The organism is Citrobacter sp. RHB35-C21, assembly GCF_013816515.1.
Taxonomy (GTDB): domain Bacteria; phylum Pseudomonadota; class Gammaproteobacteria; order Enterobacterales; family Enterobacteriaceae; genus Citrobacter; species Citrobacter braakii.
This window is the reverse complement of record NZ_CP057147.1, coordinates 4,363,544-4,383,758: the sequence shown is the minus strand read 5'-3', so window position 1 is coordinate 4,383,758 and position 20,215 is coordinate 4,363,544. Positions and strand designations below refer to the sequence as shown.

At 52.4% G+C, this 20,215-nt stretch carries 18 protein-coding genes and 1 other annotated feature; of the genes, 14 read left to right on the top strand and 4 right to left on the bottom strand.

The window, feature by feature from the left end; genetic code table 11:
• The first annotated feature begins 129 nt into the window (after positions 1–129).
• The 4 genes from creA to creD are packed head-to-tail and all read left to right on the top strand — an operon-like array spanning position 130 to position 4,154.
• Entirely contained in the window at positions 130–603 is a 474-nt protein-coding gene (creA, locus tag HVZ39_RS21240) for a protein CreA (protein WP_016151621.1), read from the top strand.
• Positions 604–615: 12 nt separating this feature from the next.
• The gene (gene creB / locus HVZ39_RS21235; protein WP_047500122.1) at positions 616–1,305 is read left to right on the top strand and encodes a two-component system response regulator CreB; all 690 of its coding nucleotides are present in this window, start codon (positions 616–618) and stop codon (positions 1,303–1,305) included.
• Positions 1,305–2,729, top strand: a complete 1,425-nt coding sequence (creC, locus tag HVZ39_RS21230) for a two-component system sensor histidine kinase CreC (protein WP_049268612.1) — start codon at positions 1,305–1,307, stop codon at positions 2,727–2,729. Before creB ends, creC begins: the two co-directional genes overlap by 1 nt.
• Before the next feature lie 57 nt (positions 2,730–2,786).
• Positions 2,787–4,154: a cell envelope integrity protein CreD gene (gene creD / locus HVZ39_RS21225; protein WP_181632932.1), complete on the top strand. Its 1,368-nt coding sequence runs from the start codon at positions 2,787–2,789 to the stop codon at positions 4,152–4,154.
• Positions 4,155–4,214: 60 nt separating this feature from the next.
• Here the strand turns inward: creD and arcA are convergent, their stop codons facing one another.
• Complete coding sequence (arcA, locus tag HVZ39_RS21220; protein WP_001194359.1) at positions 4,215–4,931, bottom strand: two-component system response regulator ArcA; 717 nt, start codon at positions 4,929–4,931, stop codon at positions 4,215–4,217.
• A gap of 95 nt (positions 4,932–5,026) precedes the next feature.
• Here arcA and yjjY point away from each other — a divergent pair, with 95 nt between their 5' ends.
• The 6 genes from yjjY (at position 5,027) to thrC (ending at position 11,293) form a co-directional block, all read left to right on the top strand.
• Positions 5,027–5,167, top strand: a complete 141-nt coding sequence (yjjY, locus tag HVZ39_RS21215) for a protein YjjY (protein ID WP_042998021.1) — start codon at positions 5,027–5,029, stop codon at positions 5,165–5,167.
• Positions 5,168–5,566: 399 nt separating this feature from the next.
• Complete coding sequence (locus tag HVZ39_RS21210) at positions 5,567–6,253, top strand: tRNA/rRNA methyltransferase (RefSeq protein ID WP_181632931.1); 687 nt, start codon at positions 5,567–5,569, stop codon at positions 6,251–6,253.
• Between the two features lie 206 nt (positions 6,254–6,459).
• Positions 6,460–6,586, top strand: a sequence feature (Thr leader region).
• Entirely contained in the window at positions 6,465–6,530 is a 66-nt protein-coding gene (gene thrL, locus HVZ39_RS21205; protein WP_032337689.1) for a thr operon leader peptide, read from the top strand. It overlaps the preceding feature by 66 nt.
• Positions 6,587–6,609: 23 nt before the next feature.
• The gene (gene thrA / locus HVZ39_RS21200; RefSeq protein WP_047414492.1) at positions 6,610–9,072 is read left to right on the top strand and encodes a bifunctional aspartate kinase/homoserine dehydrogenase I; all 2,463 of its coding nucleotides are present in this window, start codon (positions 6,610–6,612) and stop codon (positions 9,070–9,072) included.
• A gap of 1 nt (position 9,073) precedes the next feature.
• The gene (thrB, locus tag HVZ39_RS21195) at positions 9,074–10,003 is read left to right on the top strand and encodes a homoserine kinase (RefSeq protein WP_181632930.1); all 930 of its coding nucleotides are present in this window, start codon (positions 9,074–9,076) and stop codon (positions 10,001–10,003) included.
• A gap of 3 nt (positions 10,004–10,006) precedes the next feature.
• Positions 10,007–11,293 (top strand): threonine synthase, encoded by a 1,287-nt coding sequence (thrC, locus tag HVZ39_RS21190; protein WP_019078326.1) that lies wholly within the window; start codon positions 10,007–10,009, stop codon positions 11,291–11,293.
• A gap of 84 nt (positions 11,294–11,377) precedes the next feature.
• On the opposite strand, the gene yaaA is transcribed toward thrC, so the two are convergent.
• A complete protein-coding gene (gene yaaA / locus HVZ39_RS21185) occupies positions 11,378–12,151 on the bottom strand; it encodes a peroxide stress protein YaaA (protein WP_016155647.1) in 774 nt (257 codons plus the stop codon).
• Positions 12,152–12,228: 77 nt separating this feature from the next.
• Positions 12,229–13,659: a sodium:alanine symporter family protein gene (locus HVZ39_RS21180; RefSeq protein WP_137379948.1), complete on the bottom strand. Its 1,431-nt coding sequence runs from the start codon at positions 13,657–13,659 to the stop codon at positions 12,229–12,231.
• Positions 13,660–13,933: 274 nt separating this feature from the next.
• Between HVZ39_RS21180 and tal the strand changes: the two genes are divergently transcribed.
• The 3 genes from tal (at position 13,934) to HVZ39_RS21165 (ending at position 17,017) form a co-directional block, all read left to right on the top strand.
• Entirely contained in the window at positions 13,934–14,887 is a 954-nt protein-coding gene (gene tal, locus HVZ39_RS21175; RefSeq protein WP_016151631.1) for a transaldolase, read from the top strand.
• 110 nt (positions 14,888–14,997) lie between these two features.
• Positions 14,998–15,585, top strand: coding sequence for a molybdopterin adenylyltransferase (mog, locus tag HVZ39_RS21170; RefSeq protein ID WP_181632929.1), 588 nt, complete (start codon positions 14,998–15,000; stop codon positions 15,583–15,585).
• Between the two features lie 124 nt (positions 15,586–15,709).
• Positions 15,710–17,017: an MFS transporter gene (locus HVZ39_RS21165; protein ID WP_016151633.1), complete on the top strand. Its 1,308-nt coding sequence runs from the start codon at positions 15,710–15,712 to the stop codon at positions 17,015–17,017.
• Between the two features lie 34 nt (positions 17,018–17,051).
• Here the strand turns inward: HVZ39_RS21165 and satP are convergent, their stop codons facing one another.
• A complete protein-coding gene (gene satP / locus HVZ39_RS21160; RefSeq protein WP_003018969.1) occupies positions 17,052–17,618 on the bottom strand; it encodes an acetate uptake transporter in 567 nt (188 codons plus the stop codon).
• 611 nt (positions 17,619–18,229) lie between these two features.
• On the opposite strand from satP, the gene dnaK reads away from it, so the two are divergent.
• Positions 18,230–20,152, top strand: coding sequence for a molecular chaperone DnaK (dnaK, locus tag HVZ39_RS21155; RefSeq protein WP_016151634.1), 1,923 nt, complete (start codon positions 18,230–18,232; stop codon positions 20,150–20,152).
• The last annotated feature ends 63 nt before the right edge of the window (positions 20,153–20,215 follow it).

The window sequence follows — 20,215 nt, the reverse complement described above, 5'->3', positions numbered from 1 at the left end:
GTTTTTTTTGCTCATAAATGCTTTTTTCGATCATTCGAAAGCGTGATTATTGTAATCCTGTGATCTGTATACGTTTTATCTTAGAATGTCGAATAATTACACAGAGTAACTTTTAAAAATGGTAACAATATGAAATATAAGAGCTTAATCATTTCCTCAATTCTGCTGATGTTAGCGCAGGTCGCCCATGCGGAGCAGATTGGATCTGTCGATACAGTGTTCAAAATGTTTGGGCCGGATCATAAAATTGTGGTCGAAGCGTTTGACGATCCTGATGTTACCAACGTGACCTGCTACGTGAGCCGGGCGAAGACCGGCGGCATCAAAGGTGGGCTGGGGCTGGCGGAAGATACCTCCGATGCCGCCATTTCCTGTCAGCAGGTGGGGCCGGTAGAACTGAGCGACAGAATCAAGAACGGCAAAGCGCAGGGCGAAGTGGTATTTAAAAAACGTACCTCGCTGGTGTTTAAATCCTTACAGGTCGTGCGTTTTTACGACGCGAAACGTAATGCACTGGCCTATCTGGCCTATTCAGATAAAGTGGTCGATGGATCGCCCAAAAATGCCATCAGCGCGGTGCCCATCATGCCGTGGCGGGAATAACAAGGAAGCAAAATGCAACAACCGTTGATCTGGTTGGTTGAGGATGAGCAGGGCATTGCCGATACGCTCATCTACATGCTGCAGCAGGAAGGTTTTAGCGTGGAAGCGTTTGAACGCGGGTTACCTGCGCTGGAGAAATCTCGCCAGCGTTGTCCTGATGCAATCGTTCTGGATGTCGGACTACCGGATATCAGCGGTTTTGAACTGTGTCGACGCCTGCTGGAGCGGCATCCAGCGTTGCCGATCCTGTTTCTGACCGCGCGTAGCGATGAGGTGGATCGCCTACTGGGGCTGGAAATTGGTGCGGATGACTATGTTGCCAAGCCTTTCTCACCGCGCGAGGTGTGCGCCCGCGTGCGTACGCTGCTGCGGCGGGTGCAGAAATTCTCTGCTCCTTCATCGACGACGCGTTGCGGCGATTTTGAGCTTAATGAGCTGGCCGCGCAGATTACCTGGTTCGGCAAGCCGTTAAACCTGACGCGCTATGAATTTCTGTTGCTGAAAACGCTGCTGTTGTCGCCGGGGCGCATTTACTCACGCCAGCAGTTGATGGATTTAGTCTGGGCCGATGCACAGGACACCTTTGACAGAACGGTCGATACCCACATTAAAACGCTGCGCGCTAAGCTGCGGGCTATCAACCCTGAGCTTTCCCCCATCAATACGCATCGCGGTATGGGATATAGCCTGAGGAGCGTCTGATGCGCATTGGCATGCGTTTGTTGCTCGGCTATTTTCTGATTGTTGCCGTCGCCGCCTGGTTCGTTTTGTCGATCTTTGTACAGGAAATTAAACCAGGCGTCCGCCGGGCAACCGAAGGCACTTTGATTGATACCGCCACGCTGCTGGCTGCGCTGGCGCGCGATGACTTGCTCTCTGACTCTCCCGCCAACGGCAAGCTGGCGCAGGCATTTTCGCAACTGCATAACCGCCCATTCAGCGCCAATATCAGCGGCATTAACAAAGTCCGTAATGAATACCATGTCTACATGACGGACGCCCAGGGTAAGGTGTTGTTTGATTCCGCAAACCAGGCTGTCGGTCAGGACTATTCTCGCTGGAACGACGTGTGGTTAACCCTGCGTGGGCAATATGGCGCCCGCAGTACGCCGCAAAACCCGAACGATCCGGAAAGTTCAGTGATGTACGTAGCCGCGCCGATCGTAGACGGCGGACGTATTATCGGAGTGCTTAGCGTCGGTAAACCGAACGCGGCGATGGCGCCGGTGATTAAACGCAGTGAACGGCGGATGCTGTGGGCCAGCGCCGTATTGCTGGGCATTGCCTTAGTGATTGGCATCGGGATGGTATGGTGGATAAACCGCTCCATCGCCCGGCTGGCGCGCTATGCCGACTCCGTTACCGAGAATCGCCCCGTCCCACTGCCTGATTTAGGCAGCAGCGAGCTACGTAAACTGGCGCAGGCGCTGGAAAGTATGCGACTGAAGCTGGAGGGCAAAAACTACATTGAGCAGTATGTTTACGCGTTAACGCATGAACTGAAAAGTCCGCTGGCGGCCATTCGCGGCGCGGCTGAGATTTTGCGCGAAGGTCCGCCGCCGAACGTGGTTGCGCGCTTTACCGATAATATCCTGACGCAAAATGCGCGCATGCAGGCGCTGGTCGAAACCCTGTTACGCCAGGCGCGGCTGGAGAATCGACAGGACATTACGTTGACGCCAGTGGCGGTAGATGCGCTGTTTGCTCAGCTCAAAGAGGCACGCAGCGTGCAACTGGCGGCAAAAAACATCACGCTTACCATTATGCCTTCATCGCTTAGCGTCGCCGCCGATCCTGCGTTACTGGAGCAGGCAGTGGGGAATTTGCTCGACAACGCTATCGACTTCACGCCACAGGACGGGACGATTACGCTGAGCGCGCATCAGCAGGATGAACTGGTCACGTTGCAGATAATCGACAGCGGCAGTGGGATCCCCGACTTCGCGTTGCCGCGTATTTTTGAGCGTTTCTATTCGCTGCCCCGTGAAAATGGGCATAAGAGCAGCGGTTTAGGGCTGGCGTTTGTCAGTGAGGTTGCGCGACTGCACGAGGGGACGGTGACATTGTGCAACCGACCACAAGGCGGCGCACAGGCCTCGTTTACGCTTCACGGTCACTTCACATAACTTCAAATTCTCCGCACATAGCTGTTCTACCTTGCTGATATTGCAAAGGAGAACGCTATGTTTAAATCACCCCTGTTTTGGAAAATAGTCACCTTAGGTGGCGCAATACTGCTGCTGTTAATTCCGCTGACGATGGTCAGGCAGATCATCGTGGAGCGATCGGATTACCGTGATGAAGTCGAAGATGCTATCCGACAGAGCACCAGCGGGCCGCAAAAGATGGTAGGACCGTTGATAGCCATTCCGGTAATGGAAATTTACACCTCACTGGAGGATGGCAAAGAAATCCAGCGTAAGCGTAGCTATATCCATTTCTGGCTGCCGGAATCGTTGGTAGTTGAGGGGAATCAGAACGTTGAAGTACGTAAAATCGGTATTTATGAGGGCCAGGTCTGGCACAATGATGTTTCGGTGAAGGCTGAGTTTAACGCCGAACGGTTGAGTGATTTAAATCATCCAAATATCAGCATCGGCAAACCGTTTATTGTGGTTGGCGTGGGGGACGCGCGTGGGATTGGCGTGGTAAAAGCGCCGCAGGTCAATGGAACGTCGCTGGCCGTTGAGCCTGGGACGGGGCTGGATGGACGTGCGCAGGGGATCCACATTCCGCTACCCGATGCGAGCTGGGCTGAGCAAAATCTGAGCATGGCGTTGTCGCTTAATTTGAGCGGAACCGGCGATTTCTCCGTCGTTCCGGTTGGACGTAACAGTGAAATGACCTTAACCAGCAACTGGCCGCATCCCAACTTTCTTGGGGACTTTCTCCCGGCTAAGCGCGAAATTAGCGAATCAGGATTCAAGGCTCAGTGGCAAAGCAGCTGGTTTGCGAACAACCTCGGCGAGCGCTTTAACGACGAAAAGATTGGTTGGCAGGGCATGCCAGCGTTTAGCGTCGCCGTCGCCACGCCTGCAGATCAGTATCAGTTAACGGACAGGGCAACAAAGTATGCCATCCTGCTGATTGTGCTGACCTTTATGTCTTTCTTCGTCCTTGAAAGTATGACCAATCTGCGCCTGCACCCGATGCAGTATCTGCTGGTGGGGCTATCGCTGGTAATGTTTTATCTGCTGCTGCTGGCACTGTCGGAACACATTGGTTTTACGGCTGCGTGGATAACGGCAAGTCTGGTGGGGGCGTTGATGAACGGTGTGTATCTGCAGGCGATATTGCAGGGCTGGCGGAACAGTATTTTGTTCACCGTGGCGCTGCTGGGGCTGGATGGTGTGATGTGGGTGCTGCTACGTTCACAGGATAGCTCTTTACTGCTGGGAACCGGCGTGCTGTTGTTCGCGCTGTGTGGGGTAATGTTCCTGACGCGTCATCTTGACTGGCACTCACTGGCACAGCCAAAAGCAAAGCCAAAATCTACAGAACTTCCAGAGCTTCAGCCTGCGCAGAGTGACGAATTTCGCTTGTGGAAATAGAGCGGTAGGGAAATGAAAAACGGCGCATAAAGCGCCGTTTTTATACCAGTGAGGATTGAATTAATCCTGCAGGTCGCCGCAGAAACGGTAGCCTTCACCGTGAATGGTGGCGATGATTTCTGGCGTATCCGGCGTTGATTCGAAATGCTTACGAATGCGGCGGATCGTCACGTCAACGGTACGGTCATGCGGCTTCAGTTCGCGACCGGTCATTTTTTTCAACAGTTCTGCGCGAGACTGGATTTTGCCCGGATTCTCACAGAAGTGAAGCATGGCGCGGAATTCGCTGCGTGGCAGTTTATACTGCTCACCGTCAGGACCAATCAGAGAGCGGCTGTTGATGTCCAGCTCCCAGCCATTGAACTTGTAGCTTTCGACGCTACGGCGTTCTTCGCTGACAGTACCCAGGTTCATGGTACGGGACAGCAGGTTACGAGCACGGATAGTCAGTTCGCGCGGGTTAAACGGCTTGGTGATGTAATCGTCTGCGCCGATTTCGAGGCCGAGAATTTTATCGACTTCGTTATCACGGCCCGTCAGGAACATCAGCGCAACGTTAGCTTGTTCGCGAAGTTCGCGCGCTAACAGCAGGCCATTTTTCCCAGGCAGATTGATATCCATAATCACAAGGTTGATATCATATTCAGAGAGAATCTGATGCATTTCCGCGCCATCTGTCGCTTCGAATACATCATAGCCTTCTGCTTCGAAAATGCTTTTCAACGTGTTGCGTGTTACTAACTCGTCTTCAACGATAAGAATGTGCGGGGTCTGCATGTTTGCTACCTAAATTGCCAACTAAATCGAAACAGGAAGTACAAAAGTCCCTGACCTGCCTGATGCATGCCGTAAATTAACATGATCGGCGTAACATGACTAAAGTACGTAATTGCGTTCTTGATGCACTTTCCATCAACGTCAACAACATCATTAGCTTGGTCGTGGGTAGTTTCCCTCTGGACCCGACAGTGTCAAAAACGGCTGTCATCCTAACCATTTTAACAGCAACATAACAGGCTAAGACATGCCGGACACCCAATAAAACTACGCTTCGTTGACATATATCAAGTTCAATTGTAGCACGTTAACAGTTTGATGAAATCAACGTATCCAAATGTTTGCTTTCATCACAAAATTGCAATATTACAACTAGTTGCACGAGCAAATTAATAAATGTAATGAATCCAACCAGTGCGATCCATTTTAAATTAAATTATCATGGATAAACAGAGGGATATGCAACTTTTGTTAACATAAAAAGCAATAGTACACCCGGGAAATAGTTTAGCATTTTTTAATGGATGCGAAATGCTTTTTCAGTGATTTCTGTTAAAAATATGTAAATTCGCACTGCGTAATATGTTGAAGCACGTCACATTTTTCCTTGCAGACTGGCCAAAAAGAGTATCGAAATGCGTTTAACAATTATTCTGGTTGCCCCCGCCAGAGCGGAAAATATTGGTGCGGCTGCCCGCGCTATGAAGACCATGGGGTTCACCCAATTACGCATCGTTGACAGCGAAGCCCACCTGGAACCCGCCACGCGATGGGTCGCGCATGGTTCTGGCGATATTATTGATAATATTAGCGTTTTTTCAACGTTGGCGGAGGCGCTGTACGACGTAGATTTTACCGTCGCGACCACTGCGCGTAGTCGGGCGAAGTTCCATTACTACGCTACGCCGGTCGAACTGGTTCCTCTGCTGCAGGAAAAATCAACGTGGATGGAGCACGCCGCGCTGGTTTTTGGTCGTGAAGATTCAGGGCTGACCAACGAAGAATTGGCCCTGGCGGATGTACTCACCGGTGTACCTATGGTGGCTGACTATCCTTCACTCAATTTGGGGCAGGCGGTGATGGTGTATTGCTATCAATTAGCAGGTTTAATACAACAACCCGTCAAAAACATTGAGGTGACGGATGAGCTTCAGCTACAGGCATTGCGCGCGCGCGTTTTGCGTTTATTAGCCACGCTGAACGTTTCTGACGACATCAAGTTGACGGACTGGCTGCAACAGCGAATGGGTCTGTTAGGGCAGAGAGATACGGCAATGTTGCACCGTTTTTTACATGATATAGAAAAAAGCATCACGAAATAAAATATCGACATGCATTTGTTGTGTGGTGTTTTGCTCTGGATTCAAGTGGGGGTGACATACTGTATTGGTCGAAACTAAAAGGGCAAGCAGTCGCTCGTGAACAAGTTTCGGAATGTGACCAATTTAAAAATTTATTGACTTAGGTCAGCAGATACTTTAACCCTAAAAGAATACAGGACAGATAATAAATAATTACAGAGCACACAACATCATGAAACGCATCAGCATCACTATTACCACAACCATCACCATTACCACAGGTAACGGTGCGGGCTGACGCGTACAGGAAACACAAGAAAAAGCCCGCACCTAAACAGTGCGGGCTTTTTTTTCGACCAAAGGCAATGAGGTAAACCATGCGAGTGTTGAAGTTCGGCGGTACATCAGTGGCAAATGCAGAGCGCTTTCTGCGGGTTGCCGATATTCTGGAAAGCAATGCCAGACAGGGGCAGGTCGCGACCGTTCTTTCTGCCCCCGCAAAAATTACCAACCATCTGGTGGCGATGATTGAGAAGACCATCGGTGGTCAGGATGCTTTAGCCAATATCAGCGACGCCGAACGCATTTTCTCTGAGCTGTTGGTGGGGCTTGCCGCCGCGCAACCGGGTTTCCCGCAGGCTCCGCTCAAAGCCTTTGTTGAACAAGAGTTTGCACAGATTAAGCACGTCCTGCACGGTATCAGCCTGCTGGGTCAGTGCCCGGACAGCATCAATGCCGCGCTTATTTGCCGTGGTGAAAAAATGTCGATCGCCATCATGGCTGGCCTGCTGGAAGCGCGCGGGCACAACGTGACGGTCATCGACCCGGTAGAGAAATTGCTGGCGGTAGGCCATTACCTCGAATCTACCGTTGATATCGCCGAATCTACGCGCCGCATTGCCGCCAGCCGTATTCCTGCGGACCATATGATTCTGATGGCAGGATTTACCGCCGGGAATGAGAAAGGTGAGTTAGTGGTGCTGGGGCGTAATGGCTCTGACTACTCTGCCGCCGTACTGGCCGCCTGTTTGCGCGCCGATTGTTGTGAGATCTGGACCGATGTCGATGGCGTATATACCTGCGATCCGCGCCAGGTACCCGACGCCCGACTGCTGAAGTCGATGTCTTATCAGGAAGCGATGGAGCTTTCTTACTTCGGCGCTAAAGTGCTGCACCCGCGCACCATTACCCCTATTGCCCAGTTCCAGATCCCGTGCCTGATTAAAAATACCGGCAATCCACAAGCGCCCGGCACGCTTATCGGTGCCAGCAGTGATGATGACGATTTGCCGGTAAAAGGGATTTCTAACCTCAATAACATGGCGATGTTTAGCGTCTCCGGCCCTGGGATGAAAGGCATGGTGGGGATGGCGGCGCGTGTTTTTGCCGTGATGTCGCGCGCAGGCATCTCAGTGGTGCTGATCACCCAATCCTCTTCTGAATACAGCATCAGCTTCTGCGTCCCGCAGGGCGACTGCGCGCGTGCGCAACGCGCCATGCAGGATGAATTCTATCTCGAACTGAAAGAAGGCTTGCTGGAGCCGCTGGCGGTGACTGAGCGTCTGGCGATCATCTCGGTCGTTGGCGATGGTATGCGCACGTTGCGTGGCATCTCGGCGAAATTTTTTGCCGCGCTGGCTCGCGCGAACATTAATATCGTGGCAATCGCCCAGGGCTCGTCTGAGCGTTCCATTTCGGTAGTGGTGAATAACGACGACGCGACCACTGGCGTGCGTGTGACCCATCAGATGCTGTTCAACACCGATCAGGTGATTGAAGTATTTGTCATTGGCGTTGGCGGCGTGGGCGGTGCGCTGCTGGAGCAGCTTAAACGTCAGCAAACCTGGCTTAAAAAGAAGCATATCGATCTGCGTGTGTGCGGTGTGGCGAACTCGAAGGCCCTGCTGACCAACGTCCATGGTCTGAATCTGGAAAACTGGCAGTCGGAGCTGGAAAGCGCGAAAGAGCCTTTCAACCTGGGGCGCTTAATTCGTCTGGTGAAAGAATATCATCTGCTCAATCCGGTGATTGTCGACTGTACGTCAAGTCAGGCGGTCGCGGATCAGTATGCGGATTTCCTGCGCGAAGGCTTCCATGTGGTCACGCCGAACAAAAAGGCCAACACGTCGTCGATGGATTACTACCATCAGCTGCGTTTTGCTGCGGCGAAGTCTCGTCGTAAATTCCTGTACGACACCAACGTAGGCGCGGGCTTGCCGGTAATTGAGAACTTGCAAAATCTGCTCAGCGCGGGCGATGAACTGCAACGTTTCTCCGGTATTCTTTCTGGTTCGCTGTCGTTTATTTTCGGCAAGCTGGATGAAGGAATGAGCTTCTCCGAGGCCACCACCATGGCGCGTGAGCTGGGCTATACCGAACCCGATCCACGTGACGATCTATCCGGTACGGACGTGGCGCGTAAGCTGCTGATCCTGGCCCGTGAAACCGGTCGTGAGCTGGAGCTTTCTGACATTGTCATTGAGCCGGTCCTGCCAAAAGAGTTTGATGATTCCGGTGATGTTTCCGCATTTATGGCGAAATTGTCGCAGCTGGATGACGCCTTTGCCGCGCGTGTGGCGAAAGCCCGTGATGAGGGGAAAGTATTACGCTATGTTGGCAATATTGAAGAGGATGGCGTCTGTCGCGTGAAAATAGAAGCAGTAGACGGCAACGATCCGCTGTTCAAAGTGAAAAACGGTGAAAACGCGTTGGCGTTTTACAGCCATTACTATCAGCCGCTACCGTTGGTTCTGCGCGGATACGGCGCGGGTAACGATGTGACGGCGGCGGGCGTATTTGCCGACCTGCTACGTACCCTTTCATGGAAGTTAGGAGTCTGACATGGTGAGAGTTTATGCCCCGGCTTCCAGCGCCAATATGAGCGTCGGGTTTGATGTGCTCGGAGCAGCGGTAACTCCGGTGGACGGTTCGCTGTTAGGCGATGTGGTATCCGTTGAGGCGGCTGACCATTTCAGCCTTAACAACCTTGGTCGCTTTGCCAATAAGCTGCCGCCTGAGCCGCGAGAAAATATTGTCTACCAGTGCTGGGAGCGATTCTGTCAGGAGCTGGGTAAAAGCGTTCCGGTGGCGATGACGCTGGAAAAAAATATGCCGATTGGCTCCGGGTTAGGCTCCAGCGCTTGTTCCGTTGTGGCGGCGCTGGTCGCCATGAACGAGCATTGCGGTAAACCGCTCAACGATACGCGCCTGTTGGCGATAATGGGTGAGCTGGAAGGGCGTATCTCCGGCAGTATTCATTACGATAACGTCGCCCCGTGCTTTTTGGGCGGTATGCAGTTAATGATCGAAGAAAACGGCATTATCAGCCAGCAGGTGCCAGGCTTTGATGAGTGGATGTGGGTCCTCGCGTATCCGGGAATTAAAGTGTCGACGGCAGAAGCGCGGGCGATTTTACCTGCGCAGTATCGCCGTCAGGACTGTATCGCCCACGGGCGGCATCTGGCTGGGTTTATCCATGCCTGCTATTCCCGTCAGCCGGGGCTTGCCGCGAAGCTGATGAAAGATGTTATTGCTGAGCCGTACCGTACCCGCCTGCTGCCAGGCTTTAGCCAGGCGCGTCAGGCGGTAGCGGAAATCGGGGCGCTGGCCAGCGGCATCTCCGGTTCGGGACCGACGCTGTTCGCTTTGTGCGACAAGCCGGATACGGCGCAGCGTGTGGCAGACTGGCTGGGTAAAAATTATCTGCAAAATCAGGAAGGCTTTGTTCATATTTGCCGGTTGGACACGGCGGGCGCACGGGTACTGGGATAATCAATGAAACTGTATAATCTGAAAGATCATAACGAACAGGTCAGCTTTGCACAGGCCGTCACGCAAGGGCTTGGCAAGAATCAGGGATTGTTTTTTCCGCACGATTTGCCGGAATTCAATCTGTCAGAAGTCGATGAGATGTTGAACCAGGATTTCGTTAGCCGCAGCGCGAAGATCCTTTCCGCATTTATCGGTGATGAAATCCCACAGGAGATTCTCGAACAGCGCGTGCGTGCGGCGTTTGCCTTCCCGGCGCCGGTTGCTCAGGTTGCCGCGGATATCGGCTGTCTGGAGCTGTTCCACGGCCCAACGCTTGCATTTAAAGACTTTGGCGGGCGCTTTATGGCGCAGATGCTGACGCATATCAGCGGTGACAAACCGGTTACCATTCTGACGGCGACCTCTGGAGACACTGGTGCGGCAGTCGCACATGCCTTTTATGGCCTGAAAAATGTGCGCGTGGTGATCCTTTATCCGAACGGCAAGATTAGCCCATTACAGGAAAAACTGTTCTGTACACTGGGTGGCAATATTGAAACCGTGGCGATTGATGGCGATTTTGATGCCTGTCAGGCGCTGGTGAAACAGGCGTTTGATGACGAAGAGCTGAAGGTAGCTTTGGGGCTGAATTCGGCTAACTCAATCAACATCAGCCGTCTGCTGGCGCAAATCTGTTACTACTTTGAGGCCGTGGCTCAACTGCCGCAAGAGGCGCGTAATCAACTGGTTATTTCCGTTCCCAGCGGCAACTTTGGCGATCTGACTGCCGGGCTGCTGGCAAAATCACTGGGCTTGCCGGTGAAGCGTTTTATCGCGGCGACCAACGTCAACGATACGGTTCCACGCTTTCTTGCACAAGGTGAGTGGGCGCCGAAAGCGACTCAGGCGACGTTGTCGAATGCGATGGATGTCAGCCAGCCAAATAACTGGCCGCGGGTGGAAGAACTTTTCCGCCGTAAAATCTGGCGTCTGAATGAGCTGGGTTATGCCGCTGTTGACGATGCCACTACTCAGGACACGATGCGTGAGCTGCATGAGATGGGGTACACCTCAGAACCGCATGCGGCGGTGGCTTACCGTGCGCTGCGTGACCAACTGAACCCTGGCGAGTACGGCCTGTTCCTCGGTACTGCGCATCCGGCCAAGTTTAAAGAAAGCGTTGAAGAGATTCTTGACCTGACGCTGGCTCTGCCAAAAGCGCTGGCGGAACGCGCGGACCTGCCGCTGCTTTCTCATCACCTGCCTGCTGATTTTGCTGAACTGCGCAAGCTGATGATGACCCGCGGTTAACGGTTGTGCCCGCTGGCGCTTTGCTTAGCGGGCCTACAAAACCTGTCGGCCGGATCGGGCGTTCGCCGCCATCCGGCCTTTTTACTACTGCTCCTGGCGCTTAAACACCAGTTCGCCATTTCCTGACGCTTCTTCATCAAAGAAATAGCCTTCGCTGTTAAAGGCGGTCAGCTGTTCTGGCTGCGTTAAGCGGTTCTCAATAATGTAGCGACTCATCAGGCCGCGCGCTTTTTTGGCATAGAAGCTGATGACTTTGAACTTACCGTTCTTCTCGTCGAGGAAGACCGGTTTGATAAGCTCCGCATTGAGCTTTTTCGGCTTCACGGATTTAAAATACTCATCCGAGGCGAGGTTAATCACTACGCTGTCGCCTTGCGCTTCCAGCGCTTCGTTAAGTTTATCGGTGATGGTATCTCCCCAGAACTGGTAGAGATCTTTACCTTTCGCATTGGCCAGACGAATACCCATCTCCAGACGGTAAGGCTGCATCAAATCCAGCGGACGCAAAACGCCGTACAGCCCGGACAACATCCGTAAGTGTTGCTGAGCGAAGTCGAAATCCGCTTCGCTGAAGGTTTCAGCCTGCAGTCCGGTATACACGTCGCCTTTAAATGCCAGAATGGCCTGGCGTGCGTTTTCCGGCGTGAAGTCAGGCTGCCAGTCATGGAAACGCGTGGCGTTTAGATCCGCCAGCTTGTCGCTAATTCCCATCAGCTTGCCAATTTGCGGAGCAGAGAGTTGGCGCGCCACGTGAATAAGCTGCTGAGAGTGATCCAGCAGTTCGGGCAATGTATGACGTGTCGTTGCCAGCGGACTTTGGTAGTCGAGCGTTTTTGCAGGTGAAATCAGAATCAGCATATCCAGTCCTTGCAGGAAATTTACTGCGACTTTAGCAAAAAAAACGACAGAATTGATCGATGGTTGCGATTGCCGCGCTATCCGCGCGGCGGCTCATCCCAGCTTTCGGGCGCAAGTTGTTGTCTGATATCAGGATAACGGCGCGGATCGAATTCTGGGCGCACCCCGAGTTTGCGTTGGCGTAGATAGTCGCAGGCGATAGTCTGCACAACCGGTGAAAGCAGCAGAATCGCCGTCAGGTTAGTGATGGCCATACACGCCATAATGATGTCCGCCAACTGCCAGATCAGCGGAACGCTGACTAACGTTCCGCCGATAACGGTGCTAACGGTGGCGATCCGTAATAGCCAGATGACGCGGATATTGTCCAGCTTCAGGAAAACGAGGTTGTTTTCCGCATAGATGTAGTTGGCCACGATAGAGCTAAAGGCAAACAGAATCACAATTAACGCCACGAATCCGGCACCCCATTCTCCCGTCACTGAAACCATCGCTTTCTGAAGTAACTGGATGCCTTCCATCGGTACATAGCTGGCGTCATTACCCGCCAACAGAACAATCATCGCGCTGGCCGTACAGAGAATCAGCGTATCAACTAATACTCCGATCATTTGCACAATGCCTTGTGCCGCAGGATGCGGAGGCCAGGATGCTGCTGACGCGGCCGCGTTCGGAGTTGATCCCATTCCGGCCTCATTAGAAAACATACCGCGTTGAAAGCCGCTGGCAATGGCCTGGCTTAGTGTATACCCGGCGGCACCGGCTGCGGCTTCCTGCCAGCCAAAGGCACTTTTTATAATGGTCATGATAATGCCGGGGAGCTGTCCGAAATGCCACAGACAGATGACGATGCTGCAACCGACCCACAACAGCGCCATCATCGGAACGAACCATTGCATCAGGCGGGCAACGCCTTTAATGCCGCCAATGATTGCCAATAATGACACTATTGCCAGTGCGATACCGGTAAAGAGGGGAGGGATATCAAAAGCAAAGGTCAGTGCATGAGAGACCGAATTTGCCTGAACGCTGTTAAAAATCAGACCATAAGCAATGAGTAAAAAGATGGCAAAAAGAACGCCCATCCAGCGCATGCCCAGCCCACGCTCCATATACCACGCAGGACCGCCGCGAAACTGTCCCTTGCTGTCGCGCTCTTTATACAGTTGGGCAAGAGAGCTCTCGGCAAATGACGTCGCCATACCAATGATCGCCGAGACCCACATCCAGAACACGGCTCCCGCGCCGCCGGCGGCAATCGCCAACGCCACGCCCGCCAGATTTCCGCTACCGATACGTGCGGCAAGACTGGTGCATAAAGCCTGAAAGGAAGTTAAACCGCCCGGCTGCGGGCTGATGCTGTTTTTAAGACTTTTGCCAAACTGGCGAATATAGCGAAACTGAATAAACCCTGTACGCCAGGTGAACCAACATCCTGCGCCAAGCAGGAGGTAGATCATCACCGATCCCCAGAGTATTTCATTAATAAATGAGAAAAAATCAGGCATTAACATCCCTCTTGTTGATGCCGGTAAGCGCGAATATTCCCGTGTAAGCGCTACCAATAATCGACCAGTATATACCTTATAAGGTGATTGATTACGGGAGTTTATCATAACAATCGTTATATCCCTTAATTGCGCATCACAGGCTTGGCGATGCGTAATCAGGGCTGAGCGGCTGGTCGGACAATCCAGGCGGTTGCGCTGAGGGTGCGTCGTGCTATCATCAGGGAAGATCGGTTACATCCCCCTAACAAGCTGTTTAAAGAGAATCGCTATCATGACGGACAAATTGACCTCCCTTCGTCAGTTCACCACAGTAGTGGCCGACACCGGAGACATCGCGGCAATGAAGCTGTATCAGCCTCAGGATGCCACAACTAACCCTTCTCTCATTCTTAACGCAGCGCAGATCCCGGAATACCGCAAGCTGATTGATGACGCTGTAGCCTGGGCTAAGCAGCAGAGCAACGACCGTGCGCAGCAGGTCGTCGACGCGACCGACAAGCTGGCAGTAAATATCGGTCTGGAGATCCTGAAACTGGTCCCAGGTCGTATCTCCACTGAAGTTGACGCTCGTCTGTCCTACGACACCGACGCGTCCATCGCTAAAGCAAAACGCCTGATCAAAATGTACAACGATGCTGGCATCAGCAACGATCGCATCCTGATTAAACTGGCTTCAACCTGGCAGGGCATCCGTGCCGCTGAGCAGCTGGAAAAAGAAGGCATCAACTGTAACCTGACTCTGCTGTTCTCCTTCGCGCAGGCACGTGCATGTGCAGAAGCTGGCGTATATCTGATTTCTCCGTTCGTTGGCCGTATTCTTGACTGGTACAAAGCCAATACCGACAAGAAAGAGTATGCACCGGCAGAAGATCCGGGTGTGGTTTCCGTAACGGAAATCTACGAGTACTACAAACAGCACGGTTACGAAACCGTAGTTATGGGTGCGAGCTTCCGTAACATCGGCGAAATCATTGAGCTGGCAGGCTGCGATCGTCTGACGATTGCTCCGGCACTGCTGAAAGAACTGGCGGAAAGCGAAGGTGCTATCGAACGTAAACTGTCTTTCTCCGGCGAAGTGAAAGCGCGCCCTGCACGCATCACCGAAGCTGAGTTCCTGTGGCAGCACAACCAGGATCCAATGGCTGTAGACAAACTGGCGGACGGTATCCGTAAGTTTGCTGTAGACCAGGGTAAACTGGAAAAAATGATCGGCGATCTGCTGTAATCATTAGTGCGTGGCCCTGATATGGGTCACGCTACCTCTTCTGAAACCTGTCTGTCCTTCCCTTCGCAGTGTATCATTCTGTTTAACGAGACTGTTTAAACGGAATAATCATGAATACTTTACGCATTGGCCTGGTTTCCATTTCTGACCGTGCTTCCAGCGGCGTTTACCAGGATAAAGGTATCCCGGCCCTTGAAGAGTGGCTGGCGTCTGCCCTTACCACCCCTTTTGAGCTGCAAACGCGGTTGATCCCGGATGAACAGGCGATCATCGAACAGACCTTATGCGAGCTGGTAGACGAAATGAGTTGTCATCTGGTGCTGACTACCGGCGGAACGGGTCCGGCCCGTCGTGACGTAACGCCTGATGCGACGCTTGCCGTAGCCGACCGTCAGATGCCGGGCTTTGGTGAGCAGATGCGCCAGATAAGCCTGCACTTTGTGCCAACGGCGATTCTTTCCCGTCAGGTTGGCGTGATTCGCAAGCAGGCGTTGATCCTGAATCTGCCTGGGCAGCCAAAATCGATCAAAGAGACGCTGGAAGGCGTGAAAGAAGCCGACGGTAAGGTTATCGTGCCGGGTATTTTTGCAAGTGTACCGTATTGTATACAGCTATTAGATGGGCCGTATGTGGAAACCGCAGCGACTGTTGTAGCATCTTTTCGTCCTAAAAGCGCAATACGCGATACAAATGCCTGAAAGTAGCCCGATCGTGACATTAGTGCCAATGACAGTGGAGTGTTGAATTGTTTACGATATAGTAATTTTTGCTTTACATATATCAACGAACAGATTCAATTACTTCACTGACTCATGGTTTGCTATGTCACAACACACTCGACCGCTGAATCGCCAGGATTATAAAACCCTTACGCTTGCTGCCCTTGGTGGTGCGCTTGAGTTTTATGATTTCATTATCTTTGTCTTCTTTGCCGCTGTTGTTGGCGAGCTCTTCTTCCCCGCAGACATCCCTGAATGGCTACGTCAGGTGCAAACCTTCGGCATTTTTGCCGCCGGCTATCTGGCGCGTCCGCTGGGGGGCATCATCATGGCGCACTTTGGCGATCTGGTCGGGCGCAAGAAAATGTTCACCCTGAGCATTTTGCTGATGGCGATACCGACGCTGGCGATTGGTCTGTTGCCTACCTACGCCTCAATGGGGATCCTCGCGCCGCTGCTGTTACTTCTGATGCGTATTTTGCAAGGCGCTGCCATCGGCGGAGAAGTTCCGGGCGCGTGGGTGTTCGTGGCGGAGCATGTACCGGAGCGTCGCATCGGCATTGCCTGCGGAACGCTGACTGCCGGCCTGACGGTGGGAATTCTGCTGGGGTCGGTGGTTGCGACGCTGGTGAACACCAGCCTGACGCAGCAGGCGGTGCATGATTACGGCTGGCGTATTCCTTTCCTGCTGGGGGGCGTGTTTGGGCTGGTGGCGATGTACCTGCGTCGCTGGCTGCAGGAGACGCCCATATTTCTCGAAATGCAGCAGCGTAAAGCGTTGGCGCAAGAGCTACCGGTGAAGTCAGTGGTGAGCAAACATAAAAAAGCGGTGGTTATTTCAATGCTGCTGACCTGGCTGCTATCGGCTGGGATTGTGGTGGTGATCCTGATGTCACCAGTCTGGTTGCAGAAGCAGTATGGCTTTGCGCCGGCGCTAACGTTACAAGCCAACAGTGTCGCTACCATTATGCTGTGCGTCGGTTGTCTGCTGGCCGGGTTTATTGTCGACCGGGTCGGCGCCAGCAAAACCTTTATTGTCGGCAGCCTGCTGCTGGCCTGTTCAAGCTGGTTTTTCTATCACCTGACCGGCAGCCATCCCCAGCATTTGTTCCTGTTATACGGGCTGGTAGGGTTATGCGTTGGCGTGGTGGGTGCTGTGCCTTATGTGATGGTGCGGGCGTTTCCGGCGGAAGTCCGCTTTACCGGAATATCCTTTTCTTACAACGTGTCGTACGCCATTTTTGGTGGTCTGACGCCAATCGCCGTCACGATGTTAATGAGCGTGTCGCCAATGGCTCCGGCCTGGTATGTGCTGGCGTTATCGCTGGTAGGGCTAGGTTTGGGGATTTGGCTGCGACAGGATCTTTATCATCGCGATTCGAGCGTACAGGCAGAGTTACAGCGCTTGTAAGGAATATCCCCCCGTCAGGGGGGATAGCATCAGATTAGTGCGCTTCACCAATCGGCAGGATGGTACGGCCAAATTGTTCGTTCAGCACTTCACCCATCGCCAGGTAAATGGCGCTTGCGCCACACACTAAGCCTACCCAGCCAGCAACGTGAATGATCGCTTCGTTACCCGCAATGTTGCCCACGGCCAGCAGGGCGAACAGCACTGTCAGGCTCAGGAACACGAACTGCAGCATGCGCGCGGCTTTCAGCGTACCGAAGAACATGAACAGAGTGAACACGCCCCACAGACCGAGGTAAGCGCCCAGGAACTGACCATTGGTTGCATCCGCCAGGCCCATTTTCGGCATCAGCAGGATCGCAACCAGCGTCAGCCAGAACGAACCGTAGGAGGTAAAGGCGGTTAAACCGAAGGTGTTGCCTTTTTTATATTCCAGCAGTCCAGCAAAAATTTGCGCGATACCGCCGTAGAAAATGCCCATCGCCAGAATAATAACGTCCAGAGCGAAGAAACCCGCGTTGTGCAGGTTGAGCAGAATGGTGGTCATGCCAAAGCCCATCAGGCCCAGCGGTGCCGGATTAGCCAACTTAGTGTTGCCCATAATTCCTCAAAATCATCATTGATTGAATGGTGAAATAGTTTCCCCGAATAACGATCGCTGTCTTCGGGGCGCGGCATGATAATCAGGGGAGAAGGCACTGTCTATGATCTAACGAAGGGAAAATGAATTATTTCCCCTGTGATGGGCATCACGCTTGCCAGTTACGGCGGTGCTGCTCAGCAGAAGGCCCATAAGCAGGCTGGCGGAAAGGGTTAATACAGATTTCATGGAGTTTCTCTTTGACGGCTGCAAAAGTGTGTGACTTCAGACCATATTACCGTCGTCATAAAAACGATTCATGCTCGTAATTTTTTATTTTTATTGCAATTTTTATGTGAATGGCTTTCCTGATTTAATTTGTTGTATGAATTAATTCTGGTTGGCGACTATTCATTTTTCTCTCTTTTTGCCTTTTTTCTGCGAATTTAATGCCACAAGGCTAAAAAAATTTTTCATGCCCCCCTTGATGACGTGGGTTACGACCCCATCTTGTAGACAACCGCAGTGGTGAGTCTGAAAAAAAACGATTCAGGGTAGTTGAAACCGCACGTTTCGCCCTTATTACAGATTCACAACCACATGATGACCGAATTTTTAGTGGAGACGTTTAGATGGGTAAAATTATTGGTATCGACCTGGGTACTACCAACTCTTGTGTAGCGATTATGGATGGCACTACTGCACGTGTGCTGGAGAACGCCGAGGGCGATCGCACCACGCCTTCTATCATTGCTTATACCCAGGATGGTGAAACTCTGGTTGGTCAGCCGGCTAAACGTCAGGCAGTGACAAACCCGCAAAACACCCTGTTTGCGATTAAACGCCTGATTGGCCGCCGCTTCCAGGACGAAGAAGTGCAGCGTGATGAAGCCATCATGCCGTACAAAATCATCGGTGCTGACAACGGTGATGCATGGATTGATGTAAAAGGTCAGAAAATGGCACCGCCGCAGATTTCTGCTGAAGTGCTGAAAAAAATGAAGAAAACGGCTGAAGATTACCTAGGTGAACCGGTAACTGAAGCAGTTATCACCGTACCTGCATATTTTAACGATGCTCAGCGTCAGGCAACCAAAGACGCCGGCCGTATCGCAGGTCTGGAAGTAAAACGTATCATCAACGAACCAACCGCAGCTGCACTGGCTTACGGTCTGGATAAAGAAGTCGGCAACCGTACTATCGCGGTTTATGACCTGGGTGGTGGTACTTTCGATATCTCTATTATCGAAATCGACGAAGTTGACGGTGAAAAAACCTTCGAAGTTCTGGCAACCAACGGTGATACCCACCTGGGTGGTGAAGACTTCGATAGCCGTATGATCAACTACCTGGTTGACGAATTTAAGAAAGATCAGGGTATCGACCTGCGTAACGACCCGCTGGCGATGCAGCGTCTGAAAGAAGCCGCTGAGAAAGCGAAGATCGAACTGTCTTCCGCTCAGCAGACCGACGTGAACCTGCCGTACATCACTGCAGACGCGACTGGTCCGAAACACATGAACATCAAGGTGACCCGTGCGAAACTGGAAAGCCTGGTTGAAGACCTGGTTAACCGTTCTATCGAGCCGCTGAAAGTTGCTCTGCAGGATGCTGGTCTGTCTGTTTCCGACGTTCAGGACGTTATCCTGGTCGGTGGTCAGACTCGTATGCCGATGGTACAGAAGAAAGTTGCTGAGTTCTTCGGTAAAGAGCCGCGTAAAGACGTTAACCCGGACGAAGCTGTAGCAATCGGTGCTGCCGTTCAGGGTGGTGTATTGACCGGTGATGTGAAAGACGTGCTGCTACTGGACGTTACCCCGCTGTCTCTGGGTATCGAAACCATGGGTGGCGTGATGACTGCACTGATCGCGAAAAACACCACTATCCCGACCAAGCACAGCCAGGTGTTCTCTACCGCTGAAGACAACCAGTCTGCGGTAACCATCCACGTGCTGCAGGGTGAACGTAAACGTGCCGCTGATAACAAAGATCTGGGTCAATTTAACCTGGATGGCATCAGCCCGGCTCCGCGCGGTATGCCGCAGATCGAAGTTACTTTTGACATTGATGCCGACGGTATCCTGCACGTTTCCGCGAAAGACAAAAATAGCGGTAAAGAGCAGAAGATCACCATCAAGGCTTCTTCTGGTCTGAACGAAGAAGAAATTCAGAAAATGGTTCGTGAAGCAGAAGCGAACGCAGAATCTGACCGTAAGTTTGAAGAGCTGGTTCAGACCCGTAACCAGGGTGACCATCTGCTGCACAGCACTCGCAAGCAGGTTGAAGAAGCAGGCGACAAACTGCCGGCTGATGACAAAACTGCCATCGAGTCTGCACTGACCGCGCTGGAAACTTCTCTGAAAGGCGAAGACAAAGCGGATATCGAAGCGAAAATGCAGGCGCTGGCACAGGTTTCCCAGAAACTGATGGAAATCGCTCAGCAGCAGCACGCACAGCAGCAGGCTGGCGCAGCAGGTGCTGATGCTTCTGCAAACAACGCGAAAGATGACGACGTTGTCGACGCTGAGTTTGAAGAAGTGAAAGACAAAAAATAATCGCCCTTTGAACGGGTAATTACTGGCACGGGCGAAGAGGTTTCCTCTCCGCCCGTGCACGCA